The organism is Achromobacter insolitus (assembly GCF_002209555.1).
GTDB classification, from domain to species: Bacteria; Pseudomonadota; Gammaproteobacteria; order Burkholderiales; family Burkholderiaceae_B; genus Achromobacter; species Achromobacter insolitus.
This window is the reverse complement of sequence record NZ_NJIF01000003.1, coordinates 273,188-289,162: the sequence shown is the minus strand read 5'-3', so window position 1 is coordinate 289,162 and position 15,975 is coordinate 273,188. Positions and strand designations below refer to the sequence as shown.

The window sequence follows — 15,975 nt, the reverse complement described above, 5'->3', positions numbered from 1 at the left end:
GGACGCAGCCCGGAGATTACCCCAATTGAATAATTACGCAATGCGTATATGATTTACGCAATTGTAATCCGGAGCGACAACATGGGCCACACTCCCTCTCCCGCATCCCCCGCAGCCGGCCATGCCGGCGGCTGCCCCATCGATCACGCCGCGCTGGCCCGGGCCCAAGGCTGTCCGGTCAGCCCGCGCGCCGCGGAATTCGATCCTTTCGGCGACGGCTACCAGCAAGACCCGCCCGAATACGTGCGCTGGGCGCGCGAACAGGAGCCCGTGTTCTACAGCCCCAAACTCGGCTACTGGGTAGTGACCCGCTACGACGACATCAAGGCCGTGTTTCGCGACAACCACACCTATAGCCCCTCGATTGCTCTGGAGAAGATCACGCCTACCGGCCCCGAGGCCAATGCGGTCCTGGCAAGCTATGGCTACGCCATGAACCGCACCCTGGTCAACGAGGACGAGCCCGCCCACATGCCGCGCCGCCGCGTGCTGATGGATCCCTTCACGCCGGACGAACTCAAGCACCACGAGCCCATGGTGCGGCGCCTGACGCGTGAATACGTGGACCGTTTCATCGACGACGGGCGTGCCGACCTGGTCGACCAGATGCTCTGGGAAGTGCCGCTGACGGTCGCCCTGCACTTCCTGGGCGTGCCCGAAGAAGACATGGACCTGCTGCGCAAGTACTCCATCGCGCACACCGTCAATACCTGGGGCCGGCCCAAGCCGGAGGAACAGGTGGAAGTGGCGCATGCCGTGGGCAATTTCTGGCAGCTGGCCGGCAAGATCCTCGACAAGATGCGCCAGGACCCCGATGCGCCCGGCTGGATGCAGTACGGCATCCGCAAGCAAAAAGAGCATCCGGAGGTCGTCACCGACTCCTACCTGCATTCGATGATGATGGCCGGCATCGTCGCCGCGCATGAAACCACCGCCAATGCTTCGGCCAACGCCATCAAGCTGCTGCTGCAACATCCCGACGCCTGGCGCGAACTCTGCGAAGATCCCGGCCTGCTGCCCAATGCGGTCGAAGAATGCCTGCGCCACAACGGCTCGGTCGCGGCCTGGCGCCGCCTGGCCACGCGCGACACCGAAATCGCCGGCGTGGCGATTCCCGCGGGCGCCAAGCTGCTGATCGTGTCCTCGTCCGCCAACCACGACGAACGCCACTTCGCCGACGCCGACTTCTTCGACATCCGACGCGACAATGCCAGCGACCAGCTGACCTTCGGCTACGGCGCGCACCAGTGCATGGGCAAGAACCTCGCGCGCATGGAAATGCAGATCTTTCTTGAAGAGCTGACCCGCCGCCTGCCGCACATGCGCCTGGCCGAGCAGCAGTTCACCTATGTGCCCAACACGTCGTTCCGCGGCCCGGAGCATCTGTGGGTGGAATGGAACCCGGCCGACAATCCCGAGCGCCGCGATCGCGCCGTGCTGGACCAAGTCCAGCCGGTACGCATCGGCGAGCCCTCCACGCACGCCATCAGCCGCAAACTGGTGGTGACGGCGGTCACCGCCGCAGCCGATGGCATCGCGCGCATCCGGCTCGAATCGCCCGACGGCAAACCGCTGCCGCGCTGGACGCCCGGATCCCACATCGACGTCGAATGCGGCGATACCGGCCTGTCGCGCCAGTACTCGCTTTGCGGCGATCCTGCCGCCGCGAACGTGCTGGAGATCGCGGTGCTCAAGGAGGCGGCTGGCCGCGGCGGCTCTGCCTGGATCCACCAGCACCTGCGTCCGGGCAGCATCGTGCGCGCCCGCGGCCCGCGCAATCACTTCAGGATGGACGAAGGCGCCAAGCGCCTGATCCTCATCGCCGGCGGCATAGGCATCACGCCCATCAGCGCCATGGCGCGCCGCGCGCGCGAACTGGGCATGGACTATGAATTGCACTACAGCGGCCGGTCCCGTGCTTGCATGGCCATGTTGGAAGAATTGGCAGCGCTGCATGGCGAACGCCTGCGTTTGCACGTCAGCGATGAAGGCAGCCGCAATGACTTCGCGATGCTGCTGTCCCGGCCTGAGGGCGGCACCCAGATCTACGCTTGCGGTCCTGAACGTATGCTGGACGCGCTGCAGCAGGCCTGCGCCGCCTGGCCCGACGACAGCCTGCGGGTGGAGCATTTCCATTCCACGCTCGCGACGCTGGACCCGTCCAAGGAACATGCTTTCGAGGCCGAGCTCAAGGACTCCGGCATCGTCGTGCAAGTACCCGCCGACCAGACCCTGCTGACCGCCCTGCGCGGCGCCAATATCGACGTGCAGAGCGACTGCGAGGAAGGACTCTGCGGCTCCTGCGAAGTCCGCGTGCTGGGCGGCGCCGTCGATCACCGCGACGTAGTGCTGACCCGCGCCGAACGCGAGGCTGGCACGCGCATGATGGCCTGCTGCTCCCGCGCCCAGGGCGGGCGCATCGTGCTGGAGCTGTAGCGGCCGCAGCGCGCGGGACGCCAGGCCTTTGCGCTGGCGCCCGCCTGCGCGCGTCCCTCTGCCTGAAGTGCGCCTGAAAGCGGTAGAATTCACCCCTCTGCTCATTACCACGTCGTCCCGCTGCAACGCGGGACGACGTTTTTTGACGCGGCAGGTCCCGGACCAGCAAGCGGGCCCCCACGGGCCGGCCCTTGCCGCGGCCCGCCGCGGGGTTATTTCTTAGCGCTCATAGATGCCGATCAAAGACCAACTTTTCCTCGCCAGCCAGTATCTCGCCCCTCACCACCTGGTGTCGCGGCTCTTTGGGTACGCATCCGACTGCCGGGAACCCGCGGTCAAGAACTGGATGATCTCGCGCTTCGTCCGCCGCTATGGCGTGGACATGCGCGAAGCGCTGCAGGAAGAGCCCTTGGCCTACGACTGCTTCAATGACTTCTTTACGCGGGCGCTCAAGGAAGATGCGCGTCCGCTGGATGAGGAACCCGGCTCGGTGGTGTGCCCCGCCGACGGCGCCATCAGCCAGATGGGCGCGATCGAACACGGACGCATCTTCCAGGCCAAAGGCCATAGCTACGGCCTTGCGGATCTGTTGGGTGGCGATGCCGAACGCGCCGCACCGTTCCAGGGCGGCGAATTCGCCACCATCTACCTGTCGCCCAAGGACTATCACCGCGTGCACATGCCGGTCGCCGGTACCTTGCGCGAGATGATCCACGTCCCCGGACGCCTGTTCTCCGTCAACCCGCTGACCGCCCGCAACGTGCCGCGCCTGTTTGCGCGCAACGAACGCGTCGTCTGCATCTTCGACACCGAGCATGGTCCGATGGCCGTGGTGCTGGTGGGCGCCATGATCGTCGCGTCCATCGAGACGGTGTGGGCCGGCCTGGTCACGCCACACAAGCGCCGCGTCAAAGCCACCCGCTACGACGATGCCGCGCGCGCCCCGATCCATCTTGCCAAAGGCGCGGAAATGGGCCGCTTCAAGCTGGGCTCGACCGCCATCGTGCTGTTTGGCCCCAACAAGATCCGCTGGGCCGACACGCCTTCTGTGCTGGGCCCGGTGCGCATGGGCGAACTGATGGCGCTGCCCGCCTGACATTCGAATAAATCGAAATTGGATGTGTGGATTTATTCGCTTTATGCGATTAATCGGCATTGTTAGATTACGGGCTTTTGCCGGCCCGCCATGACATCCCTGCTTTCGTCCACTGCCCGTCCCCGCGCCGCTTCGGCCGACCGCCCTTTGCCGCGCGCGCTGGCGCGCATGCTGTCCCTGGACGACTTCGAGGCCGCCGCCAAACGGCGCCTGCCTAGGCCCATATTCGGCTACGTGGCGGGCGCGGCGGAAGACAACCAATCGCTGCGCGGCAACCGCCACGCTTTCGCGCAATACGCCTTTTCGCCGCGCGTGCTCGTGGACGTGTCGCGCCGTAGCCAGCAGACCGAGCTCTTCGGCCGCCGCTACGCCTCGCCCTTCGGTATCGCCCCCATGGGGATTAGCGCCCTGTCGGCATATCGGGGAGACATTGTGTTGGCCCGCGCCGCCCGTGAACAAGGCATACCGGCCATACTCAGTGGCACCTCGCTGATTCCGCTGGAAGACGTCATTCGCGAGGCGCCGGGCACCTGGTTCCAGGCTTATCTTCCCGGGGATCCGCAGCGCATCGACGCGCTGGTGGAGCGCGCCCGCCGCGCGGGCTACGAAACTCTGGTGCTGACGGTGGACATTCCCGTGTCGGCCAACCGCGAGAACAATGTGCGCACCGGCTTTTCCACGCCGCTCAAGCCGAGCCTGCGCCTGGCCTGGGACGGCCTGACCCGTCCGCGCTGGCTTGCTGGTACGTTCATGCGCACGTTGCTGGCTCACGGCATGCCGCATTTCGAGAACTCCTTTGCCACGCGCGGCGCGCCGATCGTGTCTTCATCGGTACTGCGCGACTTCAGCGCCCGCGACCACCTCAGCTGGGAACACGTGGCCCGCATCCGCCGGTCGTGGCCGGGCACGCTGATCGTCAAGGGCATCCTGCATCCGCAGGACGCGGCGCAGGCCCGCCAGCACGGCGTGGACGGCATCATCGTGTCCAACCACGGCGGACGGCAATTGGACGGCGCCGTATCGCCGCTGCATGCCCTGCCCGGCGTAGTCGCGGCGGCGGGCAACATGACCGTGATGATGGACAGCGGCGTACGCCGCGGCAGCGACGTGCTCAAGGCGCTGGCGCTGGGTGCCAGCTTCGTCTTCGTCGGCCGCCCCTTCAACTACGCGGCCGCCGTCGGCGGCGAGGCCGGCGTCTCGCACGCCATCGGCCTGCTGCGATCCGAAGTCGACCGCAATATGGCGATGCTGGGGATCAATCATGTCCGCGAGATGCAGGCTGATCTGCTCATGCGCGTGGACCCGGGATACGGCCCGCGCCCCTAGCCCGGCATAGAATGGCGATTCCTTTGCCACGCGCGCCGCGGCTTTTCCCCGGCGCGCCCCCGAGCCGCCCGTGTCCCTACGCCAATCCTCTTTCTTCCTGCGCTTCCTGACATTGGGCGCGCTGGCCCATGTCTATGTGGGCGCCCGCTTGATTCCCGACGCCCAGTTGGGCGGACCCGGTTCCGCCGCCGCGATTCTTGCCCTGCTGTTGTCCTGCATCCTCATTCCGTTAGGCATGCTGGCCCGCTCGTCGGTGCACCCGCCTTGGGGTGACCGCATAGCCTGGGTCGGGCTCTTCGCCATGGGCTTGTTCTCCTCCCTGTTCGTGCTGACCGTGCTGCGCGACGCGCTGCTGCTGGCGGTATGGCTGGCGAACCTGGCAATCGGCGCCGACATTCCATGGGCCGGGCTGCTTCGCGTCAGTGCGTGGACCGTTCCCATCCTGGCCTTGGCGGGTACGCTGCTCGGTTTGTACAACGCCCGCAAGCGGGCGCGCATCGTAGATGTGGAAGTGCCCATCGCCGGACTCGCGCCCGACCTGGACGGCTTTACCATCGTCCAGATCAGCGATGTCCATGTGGGGCCGACCATCAAAAGGCGTTATGTGCAGGCCATCGTCGATGCCGTCAATGAGCAGCTGCCGGACATGATCGCCATTACCGGCGACGTGGTGGACGGCAGCGTCGAACAGTTGTCCGCCCAGGCAAGTCCGCTGGGCCAGTTGCGCGCGCCCTATGGCGTATACCTGGTGACGGGCAACCATGAATATTATTCGGGCGCCACGCCCTGGATCGCTGAATTCCGCCGCCTGGGGCTGCGCGTACTCATGAATGAACATGTCGTCATCCATCCCGCCGGGCTGCCCGTGGTGGTAGCTGGCATCACCGATTACAGCGCCGGTGCCTTCGACCCGCAGCAGCGCAGCAATCCCCGCGCCGCGCTTGCCGGCGCGCCCGCCGACGCCCTGGCCAGGATCCTCCTGGCGCATCAACCGCGCAGCGCGGCCGCGGCCGAACCGCTGGGCTACACCCTGCAACTGTCCGGCCACACGCACGGCGGGCAATTCTTCCCGTGGGGCTTCTTTGTGCGGTTCCAGCAACCGTACACCGCTGGCCTGCACCGCCTGGGCAAGATGTGGATCTACATCAGCCGCGGCACGGGCTACTGGGGACCGCCCAAACGCCTGGGAGCCCCGTCAGAGATCACTCGGCTGCGCCTGCGCGCAGCTGGCGCCGGTTGAGCGGCGGGTTCAGCCATTGTCCGGCAACGGCCCACGCTCCAGGTAACTGGTCAGGGCGATGTCGCTGGTGGTGTTGGTGATGCCATCGATCTGATGGATGCGCGCCAGCAGCGCCTCCAAAGCCTGCGTATCCCGCACGCGCACTTTCAACAGCATGGCGCTCTTGCCTGTGATCGTGTGGATCTCTTCCACCTCGGTCAGTTCGGCCAGACCCAGCACCTGCTGCGTGATGCTCCAGTTGTTGGTATCCACGTGCACGAAGGCCAGCAGCGGCCGGCCTATCCGGGCGCCATCCAGCTTGGCGGCGATGCCTTTGATCAGGCCATCCCGTTTGAGGCGCTTCACCCTTTCGTGCACGGCCGGGGCGGAAAGATTCAGCATTTTTCCCAGTTCGGCGTAACTGGGGGTCGCATCGTCGGCCAACAGCGTTAACAGCTTTCGGTCGCGGTCATCTAGATCAGGCATTGGAATCAAATTCTGCCGAACGGCATTCGAACTTTTATGGAATAAAGAAATATACGCGTTAACCCTTATTTTATTCCAATAAAATTTGGCGATGCAGAACCGTAGCACCCGCAGCGCCCACCCGTCTTCCCCCGTTCCCGCCTTGATGTTCGCCGTCAGCGTCGTTGGATCCAACGGCTTGGCGTTAAGCCCCATCCTGAGCGATGTGGCGCGCTCCTATTCCACCTCGCCGCTCACCATCAGCACCGCCATCTCCGCCTATGGCGCGGCCACGGCCGCCAGCGCCTTCTTCCTGGCCTCGCGCATCGACCGTATCGGCATCCGCCGTTCACTCCTGGGCGCGATGGCCGCCCTGATCGTGGCGCTGGTCCTGTCGGCCTGCGCCCCGCACTGGATCGTGCTGACACTGGCACAAGCGCTGGCCGGAGCGGCCGCGGGCGTCATCCTGCCCGCGGCCTATGGATCGGCCTCGTTGATCGCCCCGCCGGGCCAGGAGGCGCGCACCTTGGGCCGGGTCATCGCAGGCTGGTCCGTTTCCCTGGTGGCAGGCGTCCCCCTCTCCGCGCTGATTTCCGACGCCGTGGGATGGCGCGCCACCTACGGCACCCTGGCACTATGCGCCGCGATTGCCGTGCTGGGCCTGCGCAAACTGCCTGAGCGCCGCGTTGCCAATCCCGCGCCGCTGCGCCTGGCGCGCCTGCTGGCCCCGTTGTCCTATCGCGACGTACCCGCCCTGCTGCTGGGCTGCCTGGCCTTTTCGTCGGCCTTCTATGGCGTGTATGCCTTTCTTGCCGATCACGTGCGCAGCGTGCTGGCGCTGTCCGCCGGGCAAGTGGGCTTCATTGCCTTCGCCTACGGAGCCGGGTTCCTGGTCGCAGGCGTGGCCGGCGCGCCGCTGATCGAACGGCTGGGACCGCGCCGCGCCCTGCCGCTGGCACTGGGCATCATCGCCCTGGTGTACGTAGGGCTGCTGCCGGCGGCACACGCGTTGGCCGCCGTGCTTGCTATCGCCGCGCTTTGGGGCGCGGCCTCGCAGTTGAGCCTGAATCTGCTGGTGCTGCTGCTATCGCGCGCCCGGCCCGACGAACGCGGCGCCGTATTGGGCCTGAACACGTGCACCACCTACCTGGGCGCCAGCGTGGGCACCGCCGTCGCCGGCACCATCTACACGCATGCCGGCTTCGATGCGCTGGGATTAGCCGCTGCCTGCGCGCTCGCCGCGGCGGCGGTGGGCCTGCATTGGCGCCTGAACGGCCGGCGCTCGGCGCGCGGTCAGGCCGCGGCATAAAGGCCTTATCGCGTCACGCGCAAGCAGGTCAGTGCTGGTATTCCACCGCGCAATCCCGCCCCGCGCGCTTGGCCTGATAGAGCGCGAAATCAGCCCGGCGCAACACATCCGAGGCCGTCGCGTCGCTAGGCAGGAAGCCCGCAATACCCCCACTGACCGACAGCACGACGGCCACGCCGTCGATCTCGGCGGGATGCTGCCGCAGGCAGGCGCGCAGTCGCTCGCAAATCGCGCGCGCCACCGCCGCGTCGGCGTCCGCCAGCAGCACCAGGAATTCTTCGCCGCCCAACCGTCCTATCGCATCGCCCTCGCGCAGACACGCGCGGAGCTGTTCGCAGAAATGCCTAAGTGCGATGTCGCCGCCCAAGTGTCCGTAGCGGTCATTGACTTGCTTGAAGTAATCCAGATCCAGCATCAACGCCGTGGTCGGCCCGCCGGTGCCGCGCCGTACGCCGCCCAGCCGTTCTTCCATGCGCTTGAGGATTTCGGCGCGGTTCCAGCAGCCGGTCAGGCTGTCCACCCTGGCCATCCAGGCCAGCGCGGCTTCGGCGCGGCGGCTTTCGGTGACGTCCATTCCCAGGTTGACCACCTTGCCGTCCGGCAGCCTGACGTTGGACCACAGCACCGAAAGTTGCTCGCCGTCACGCGTGCGCGGCTGCCATTCCCGGAATGACCGGTCCGGCCGCGCGCTGACACTTTCCCGCACGCGTTCGCGGGTTTGCGGATCGGGATAGAACAGCGCCAAAGGATCCTGGCTTTGCTTGATCTCGGCTTCCGTCCAGCCAAAGCGCCGCTCGCAAGCGTCGTTCCACAAGGTGCAGCGGCCATCCTTGTCGAACGCATTGATCAGTACCGGGGCCGAACGGAACAGGGCCGCGAACTGCGCGATCACCTCATTCAGTCGCGCCACTTCGCGTTCGCGTGCCGCCGCGCCCAGCACCGCGTGCTGGGCGAAACTGGCCAGAATGGCTTGTGCGCCGGAATAGGCGGATGCATCGGACAGCCTCCGCCTGAAGACAAAAGCGATGTGGCCGCAGGCCACGCCATTTGTGTCGTAGAGCGTGCGAGCCACGCAAGCCCGCGCGCCGGCCTCGACCAGCCAGGGGGGCGATTGCGGCAAGCCTTCCAGGCAAAGGTACGAAGCGCGATCTCCCAATAACGATTGCAGCGCCTCGGCCGCCCCCGCAGGGTCAGCCGCCATGCGGGCACGGCAGGTGGCGCTGGCAATCAGTTCCGCCCTACTGCCGGCGTTCTCCAGGCAGACCCAGGCGTAATCGGCGCCCAATGCCGTGACTGCGTGGTCGACCAGCGTCTCGAAAAAACGGCCCTGCGGCCCGGTAGCCAGGATCGCACTGACCGCCGCCAGAATGCGGCTGTCCTCGGCAGCGGGCGGCCCCTGGGCATGGGCGGCATCGTCGGACGACGGAATACGCATGGCTTGGGTATCGAGGCGAGGATGGCGCGCCTCCCGGGACTGGAGCGCCGCGTTGCAGGGCGGGTGAAAATCGGGGCCAGTATACGAGTTATCCCCGAGTCCAACTGCCAAGAATCGTTAATGCCCGCCGCGTCGGGCGGGCGTGCCGCATCACCAGGGAAAATCGATCAAATCGCCATACAGGCTGCGCAGTTTGGCCTTCACTTCGGCGGAATTCTGATAGATCGCGATGAACTTCAGTAAGCGCGGATCCTGCGCGCCGGCCGGAGTGGTCACCCAGCGGATGGCATAACGGCGCACGTTGGCAGGGTCGGTATTGTCAAACGCAAGGCCGTCCTTCTCATTCAGCCCGGCCTGCTTGGCGAAGGTGGTGTAGGTCACCGACGCCGTCACGTCGTCGAATGTGCGCGCGGACTGCGAACCTTCGATCTGCACGAATTTCAGATTCTTCGGATTCGACACCACATCCTGCAAGGTGGCCTGGTGCGCGACGCCGGGCTTGAGCGTGATCAGGCCGATGGACTCCAGCAGCAACAGCGCCCGTCCGGTGTTGACCGGGTCGTTCGGCACGGCGATGGTCGCGCCAGCCGGCACCGCGTCGCCCTTCTTCAGCTTCTTGGAAAACAGGCCGATGGTGGTGGAGTAACCATAGGCGATTGGCTTCAGATTTGCGCCACGGCGTTGATTGAACAGTTCCAGGAAGGGCTCGTGCTGAAAGAAGTTCGCGTCCACGGAACCGTCGGCCACTGCGATATTGGGCAGCACCCAGTCGTTGAATTCCACCAGCTTGACGTCCAGGCCTTCTTTCTTGGCCTGCGCGATCGCAAGCTCGGTGGCGGCATTGGCGACGCTGGGAATCACGCCGATGCGCAAGGGTTTGTCCTGCGCCATGGCGTTGCCGGCGCAAACCGCGGCCAGCCCGGCCGCTGCGGCGTAACGAGTGAAATTCAATAGCAGTCGATGCAGGAACATGAGGACCATCCAGAAAGAAAGAAACAGGGCGTCGCCCCGTGCTGCCGCTATTGTGCAGCAGCCTGCGGTTTCCTCCGGCAATGGCCTTTGTCACGCAATGGCAATGCCGCGGATCGGCTGGCGGCGCTAAGATGGCTGCAATACCTCCTCGGGAGACGCTCATGAGCGCGGTATTGAATACCCAGCCGGGCGCGCAGTCCGCCGCCAGCCACCGCGACCGCGTGGAAGACCAGCTTGGCGCGCACAACTACCACCCGCTCGACGTGGTCATTGCACGCGGCAGCGGTGTCTGGCTCTATGACGTGGACGGCCGCCAGTACCTGGATTGCCTGTCGGCCTATTCGGCGGTCAACCAGGGGCATTGCCACCCCGCCATTCTGGCCGCCATGGTCGAGCAGGCGCAAAAGCTCACCCTGACTTCGCGCGCCTTCCGCCATGACCAGATGGCCCCGTTCTACGAAGACCTGGCGCGCCTGACCGGCGCGCATAAGATCCTGCCCATGAACAGCGGCGCGGAGGCCGTCGAAACCGCCATCAAGGCCGTGCGCAAATGGGGCTACGAAGTCCGCGGCGTGCCCGAAGACCAGGCCGAAATCATCGTATGCGCCAACAACTTCCATGGACGCACGCTGGGGATCGTGGGCTTCTCGACGGATCCGGACGCCTATGGGCACTACGGGCCCTTCGCGCCGGGATTCAGGATCGTTCCCTTTGGCGACTACGACGCATTCGATGCCGCCATCACGCCCAATACCGTGGCCTTCCTCGTCGAGCCCATACAAGGCGAAGCGGGCGTGGTCCTCCCTCCCGCGGGCTACTTCGGCCGGATCCGCCAACGATGCACCGAACGCGGCATCACGCTGATACTGGACGAAATCCAGACCGGCTTGGGCCGTACTGGCAAATTGCTGGCCGAAGAACATGAAGGCATCGAGGCCGACGTCACGCTGATCGGCAAAGCGCTGTCGGGCGGGTTCTATCCCGTGTCCGCGGTACTGTCCAACGCCGACGTGCTGGGCGTGTTCCAGCCGGGCCAGCATGGCAGCACCTTTGGTGGCAACCCGCTGGCCTGCGCCATCGCGCGCGCCGCGCTGCGCGTGCTGACCGAGGAAGGCATGATCGACAACGCAGCCTCCATGGGCGCCTACTTTCTGGACCGGCTGCGCGCCCTGCCCGGCCCTGTGCGGGAAGTGCGCGGCCGCGGCCTGATGCTGGCCGTGGAGCTGGAACCCGATGCCGGCGGCGCGCGCCTGTGGTGTGAACGCCTGCAGGCACGTGGCATGCTGGTCAAGGACACGCACGGCCACACGTTGCGCCTGTCGCCGCCCCTGATCGTGACTCGCGAGCAGGTCGATTGGGCATGCGACCAATTGAGCGCGGTACTATCCGCCACTTGATACCCCCTCCGGAGTCCGCCACTTGCAGAACACCGATAGCCTGCCGCACCACATCACCCTGATCGGCGCACCCACCGACATCGGCGCGGGCGCGCGCGGCGCGTCCATGGGCCCCGAAGCCCTGCGCGTGGCGGACCTGGGCCCGGTCATCGAAGCCCAGGGTTTCCAGGTGACCGATCGCGGCAATTTGTATGGCCCCGCCAATCCCTGGCTGCCGCCCGTGGAGGGGTACCGCCATCTCGATGAAGTCGCGGCCTGGAACCGCGTGGTGCACGAGGCCGTCTACGAGGAACTGAGCCTGGGCCGCCTGCCCATACTGCTGGGCGGCGACCACTGCCTGGGCATCGGCTCCATCAGCGCGGTCGCCCGCCATTGCCGCGCGACAGGCAAGAAACTACGGGTGCTGTGGCTGGATGCGCACGCCGACTTCAACACCAACGCCTTGACCCCGACCGGCAACATACACGGCATGCCCGTGGCCTGCTTGTGCGGCTACGGCCCCGCGCAGATCACAGGCCTGTCCGGCCAGACGCCCGACATCGAACCGGGCTGGGTGCGGCAGATCGGCATACGCAGCGTGGACCAGGGCGAAAAGCGTCTGGTCCATGAAGCCGGCCTGGAAGTCTTCGATATGCGCTATCTCGACGAAATGGGCATGCGCGCCACGATGGAATCCGCCTTGAGCGGACTGGACGCCGATACCCACTTGCACGTGAGCTTCGACGTTGATTTTCTCGATCCGGAGATTGCCCCAGGCGTGGGCACCACCGTGCCGGGCGGCCCCACCTACCGCGAGGCCCAGTTGTGCATGGAAATGATTGCCGACACGGGTCTGATGCGGTCGCTGGATGTGGTGGAATTGAACCCGGCCTTCGACGTGCGCAACAAGACCGCGGAACTGGCGGTGGACCTGATCGAAAGCCTGTTCGGCAAATCCACCTTGATGCGCCGGGGTTCCTGAAGCGGACGCCCGGCGGTCGTGTTCAGTCAGCCGCCTTGGATGGTCGTGCCTAACAGGCCTTGTCAGCCTTCCCGGCCGAGGCGGATCGCTTCTACTGCGTCGCGCAAATGGCGCAGGTTCTCTTCGCGCTTTTCGGCCACGCGCGACGTCGGGCCTGCCAGGCATAGCGCATACCATTCGCCGCCCAGGTCCAACGCCACGGCCAGGCCGGTCAGGTCGGCCACGCTTTCGCCGGCGTTCTCGGCCCAACCCCTCGCCGCCGTCAGCTCCACCTCCGCCAGCAGCGCCTGGCGCGTCACCAGCGTGCGGTCGGTATAGCGCTCGTAGTCGGCGGAGGCCAGGACGCTGTCCCGTTCAGCCGGCGCCAACCGAGCCAGGATGGCCTTGGCCACCGCGCTGGTATGCAACGGGCGCCGGGCTCCCGGCCGCGCGCCGTAATGCACGGGATGGGTGGACTCCGCCACGTCCAGGAAAAGCACCGCGCCGTCCTGGATCTTGCCCAGCATTACCGTCTCATTGGCTGCGTCGCGCAGCGTGGCAAGCTGCGGCCGCACGCGTTCCATCCACGGATCACCCGACAGAATCAGCCCGCATAACGCGTGCAGCTTGGGCGTCGGGTAATAGCCCGCGCGGCGCCGGACCTCATACAGGTAGCCGCGTGCCACCAATGTGCGCACCAAGGCCAGGCAACTGGACATGGGCGCGCCCAGGCCTTGCGCCAGCTCGGTCAATGGCATCGGCCGGCGTACCTGGGCAAACAGCTCTATCAGCTCCAACGTTCTTGCGACGAGCTTCACTTCCATTGCGGGGCTCCCTCGCGCGGGTTCCAGCCGGGCGCAGCGCTTGCCGGCCTGGGAAATCCACTATGTTGACTTTTCATATGTGCGAACCTAAATTCTTGCACAGGAATTTTCTTTCACCAATATGAATTAAATTTCGGCCAGATGGAGAACTGGCATTCCGCACACAGATACACGGCATCAAACGAAAAACCGATAAATCGGCCCGCCTGGGCCGGGAGGCAAGCAGATGCGTATCAAACCCCTACTGGCGGCGCTCGCCGCCTCGCTGGCCGCCTGCGCGGCACAAGCCCAATCCGACGTCGTGCGCCTGGGCGTATCCAATGACCGATCCGGCATTTACTCCGACCTGGGCGGCCTGGGCTCGGAAATGGCGGTTCGCATGGCGGTCGAGGACTTTGGCGGCAAGGTCGCCGGCAAGACCGTAGAAGTGATCGGCGCGGACAACCAGAACAAGGCGGACGTGGCCTCCGCCCTGGTCCGCCGCTGGTTCGACACGCAGGGACTGGTGGCAGTCGTGGACGGCGGCGCCAGCTCCGCCGGCCTCGCCGCCCAGGGCGTGGCGCGGGAAAAAGGCGGTACCGCGCTCATCAGCGGCGGCTTCGCCGGCGACTTCAGCGGCAAGCAATGCAGCAACCTCAGCACGCAATGGGCGCCCGACACCTACGCCTTGGCCAACGCCGTGGTCAAGAGCGTGGTCGAGAGCGGCGGCAAATCCTGGTACTTCATCACCACTGACTACGTATTCGGCAAATCGCTCGAAGCGAATGCCTCGCGCTTCGTGGATAAGGCCGGCGGGAAGGTGCTGGGCAGCACGCGCCATCCGCTGGGCGCGCTGGATTTCGCTTCATTCCTGGTGCAGGCGCAATCTTCCAAGGCCGACGTGGTTGGCCTGGCCAGCGCTGGCGGCGACCTGGTCAACCTGATCAAGCAGGCCCAGGAGTTCGGGCTGACCGGTGGCAGGCAGCGCATGCTGACCTTCCTGACCTTCATCAACGATGTGCAGGCGATGGGCCTGCCCGTGGCGCAAGGCCTGACCTTCCCCACCGGCTTTTACTGGGACGCTGACGACGACACCCGCGCCTGGACCCAGCGCTGGCAAAAGAAAATGGGCGTGACGCGCGCGCCTTCCATCGTGCAGGCGCTAAGCTACGTCGCCACGACTCACTATCTGCAAGCCGCGCAGGCCGCAGGCACTTTCGAGGGCGCCGCGGTCAACCAGAAGATGCGCGAGTTGCCGATCACCACCAAACTGATCAAGAATGCCCGGGTGCGTCCCGAAGACGGCCGCGTCATCATGGACCTGTATCTGGTTGAAGTGAAGAAACCCGCCGAATCCAAGTATCCGGGAGACTTCTACCGCATCCTGTCCACGGTACCGGGCGAAAAGGTCTTCGTAGCTCTGGCGGACAGTGAATGCCCGACCGTGAAGAAATAGCCTTGCCACGCCGCGCCCGCCCAGCGGGCCGGCAGTAGAAAACACCTAGGAGGAGACATCCCATGAAGTGCTATTGCGTCGTGAACTTCCGTGAGCCCTTGCAGGAAATGGACCAGCCCACGCCCACGCCCCAGGGGTCGCAGGTGCTGTTGAAGGTCCGCGCGGCGGGGGTTTGCCACAGCGATATCCACTTGTGGGAAGGCGGCTACGACCTCGGCCAGGGCCGCACGCTGTCGTTGAAGGACCGCGGCGTCTCGCTTCCGCTGACCATGGGCCACGAAACCGTGGGAACCGTCGTCTCGGCTGGCCCGCAGGCCCAGGGACTTGCCGCCGACCGCAACTACCTGGTCTATCCATGGATCGGCTGCGGCCAATGCCCGCCTTGCCTCGCCGGAATGGAAAACCACTGCTCCGCGCCCGCCTGCCTTGGGGTACACCGCGCCGGCGGGTACGCGGACCACATCCTGGTGCCGCATCCGCGCTACCTGATCGATATCGGCGACCTGGATCCCGCGCAGATTGCGCCCTATGCCTGCTCCGGGCTCACCACGTATTCCGCGCTGAAGAAGATCGGCGCCGACGTCTACCGTTCGCATCCGGTGGTTATCTTTGGCGCTGGCGGTCTGGGCTTGATGAGCCTCACGCTGATCAAGGCGCTGGGCGGCGCGGGCGCCATCGTGGTGGACATCGACCCCGCCAAGCGCCAGGCCGCGCTGGAGGCAGGCGCCCTGGCTGCGATCGACGGCGCGGCGCCCGATGCCGCGCAGCAGATCATCAAAGCGGCCGGCGGCAAGCCCGCGCAGGCCGCGATCGACCTTGTGGGCGCGCCCGCGACCACCTCGCTCGCCTTCGACTTCCTGACCAAGGGCGGCAAGCTGATCATCGTGGGCCTGTTTGGCGGCGCATCGTCCTGGCCCATCGCGCTGATCCCCATGAAGGCCCTTTCCATCGTCGGCAGCTACGTCGGCAACCTGACAGAGCTGCAGGAACTCATGGAACTGGTCAGGGCCGGCAAGGTGCCGCCCATGCCGGTGCACCGGCATGCATTGGCCGAGGCCGACAGCGTGCTCGCATCGCTGCGAGCCGGCAAGGTCGTTGGCCGCGCCGTGCTCACCAACTGA

At 65.9% G+C, this 15,975-nt stretch carries 13 protein-coding genes; 9 read left to right on the top strand and 4 right to left on the bottom strand.

Annotated features, from left to right (window positions below):
• Positions 1-81: 81 nt before the first annotated feature.
• The 4 genes from CEY08_RS11575 to CEY08_RS11560 all read left to right on the top strand — a co-directional run bounded on the left by CEY08_RS11575 (position 82) and on the right by CEY08_RS11560 (position 6,098).
• Positions 82-2,436 (top strand): cytochrome P450/oxidoreductase, encoded by a 2,355-nt coding sequence (locus CEY08_RS11575; protein WP_076813596.1) that lies wholly within the window; start codon positions 82-84, stop codon positions 2,434-2,436.
• A gap of 232 nt (positions 2,437-2,668) precedes the next feature.
• Entirely contained in the window at positions 2,669-3,532 is an 864-nt protein-coding gene (gene asd, locus CEY08_RS11570; RefSeq protein WP_076813599.1) for an archaetidylserine decarboxylase, read from the top strand.
• 90 nt (positions 3,533-3,622) lie between these two features.
• Complete coding sequence (locus CEY08_RS11565; protein ID WP_076813601.1) at positions 3,623-4,858, top strand: alpha-hydroxy acid oxidase; 1,236 nt, start codon at positions 3,623-3,625, stop codon at positions 4,856-4,858.
• A 70-nt stretch (positions 4,859-4,928) separates the two neighbouring features.
• Entirely contained in the window at positions 4,929-6,098 is a 1,170-nt protein-coding gene (locus CEY08_RS11560; RefSeq protein WP_063962658.1) for a metallophosphoesterase, read from the top strand.
• 9 nt (positions 6,099-6,107) lie between these two features.
• Here the strand turns inward: CEY08_RS11560 and CEY08_RS11555 are convergent, their stop codons facing one another.
• The gene (locus CEY08_RS11555; protein ID WP_063640575.1) at positions 6,108-6,563 is read right to left on the bottom strand and encodes an Lrp/AsnC family transcriptional regulator; all 456 of its coding nucleotides are present in this window, start codon (positions 6,561-6,563) and stop codon (positions 6,108-6,110) included.
• Positions 6,564-6,654: 91 nt separating this feature from the next.
• On the opposite strand from CEY08_RS11555, the gene CEY08_RS11550 reads away from it, so the two are divergent.
• Entirely contained in the window at positions 6,655-7,851 is a 1,197-nt protein-coding gene (locus tag CEY08_RS11550; RefSeq protein ID WP_076813604.1) for an MFS transporter, read from the top strand.
• A gap of 28 nt (positions 7,852-7,879) precedes the next feature.
• On the opposite strand, the gene CEY08_RS30150 is transcribed toward CEY08_RS11550, so the two are convergent.
• Both CEY08_RS30150 and CEY08_RS11540 read right to left on the bottom strand, forming a co-directional pair.
• Positions 7,880-9,286: a sensor domain-containing diguanylate cyclase gene (locus CEY08_RS30150; RefSeq protein ID WP_076813607.1), complete on the bottom strand. Its 1,407-nt coding sequence runs from the start codon at positions 9,284-9,286 to the stop codon at positions 7,880-7,882.
• 150 nt (positions 9,287-9,436) lie between these two features.
• Positions 9,437-10,258, bottom strand: coding sequence for a MetQ/NlpA family ABC transporter substrate-binding protein (locus tag CEY08_RS11540; protein ID WP_088607671.1), 822 nt, complete (start codon positions 10,256-10,258; stop codon positions 9,437-9,439).
• A 161-nt stretch (positions 10,259-10,419) separates the two neighbouring features.
• Here CEY08_RS11540 and rocD point away from each other — a divergent pair, with 161 nt between their 5' ends.
• On the top strand, positions 10,420-11,655 hold the full coding sequence (gene rocD / locus CEY08_RS11535; protein WP_076813609.1) for an ornithine--oxo-acid transaminase: 1,236 nt from the start codon (positions 10,420-10,422) through the stop codon (positions 11,653-11,655).
• A gap of 22 nt (positions 11,656-11,677) precedes the next feature.
• On the top strand, positions 11,678-12,616 hold the full coding sequence (rocF, locus tag CEY08_RS11530; RefSeq protein ID WP_076813610.1) for an arginase: 939 nt from the start codon (positions 11,678-11,680) through the stop codon (positions 12,614-12,616).
• 62 nt (positions 12,617-12,678) lie between these two features.
• Here the strand turns inward: rocF and CEY08_RS11525 are convergent, their stop codons facing one another.
• Positions 12,679-13,419 carry an IclR family transcriptional regulator gene (locus CEY08_RS11525; protein ID WP_076813612.1) on the bottom strand — a complete coding sequence of 247 codons (741 nt, stop codon included), beginning with the start codon at positions 13,417-13,419 and terminating at the stop codon, positions 12,679-12,681.
• 226 nt (positions 13,420-13,645) lie between these two features.
• On the opposite strand from CEY08_RS11525, the gene CEY08_RS11520 reads away from it, so the two are divergent.
• Both CEY08_RS11520 and CEY08_RS11515 read left to right on the top strand, forming a co-directional pair.
• Complete coding sequence (locus CEY08_RS11520) at positions 13,646-14,854, top strand: ABC transporter substrate-binding protein (protein ID WP_076813614.1); 1,209 nt, start codon at positions 13,646-13,648, stop codon at positions 14,852-14,854.
• 62 nt (positions 14,855-14,916) lie between these two features.
• Positions 14,917-15,975 carry an alcohol dehydrogenase gene (locus CEY08_RS11515; protein WP_063640569.1) on the top strand — a complete coding sequence of 353 codons (1,059 nt, stop codon included), beginning with the start codon at positions 14,917-14,919 and terminating at the stop codon, positions 15,973-15,975.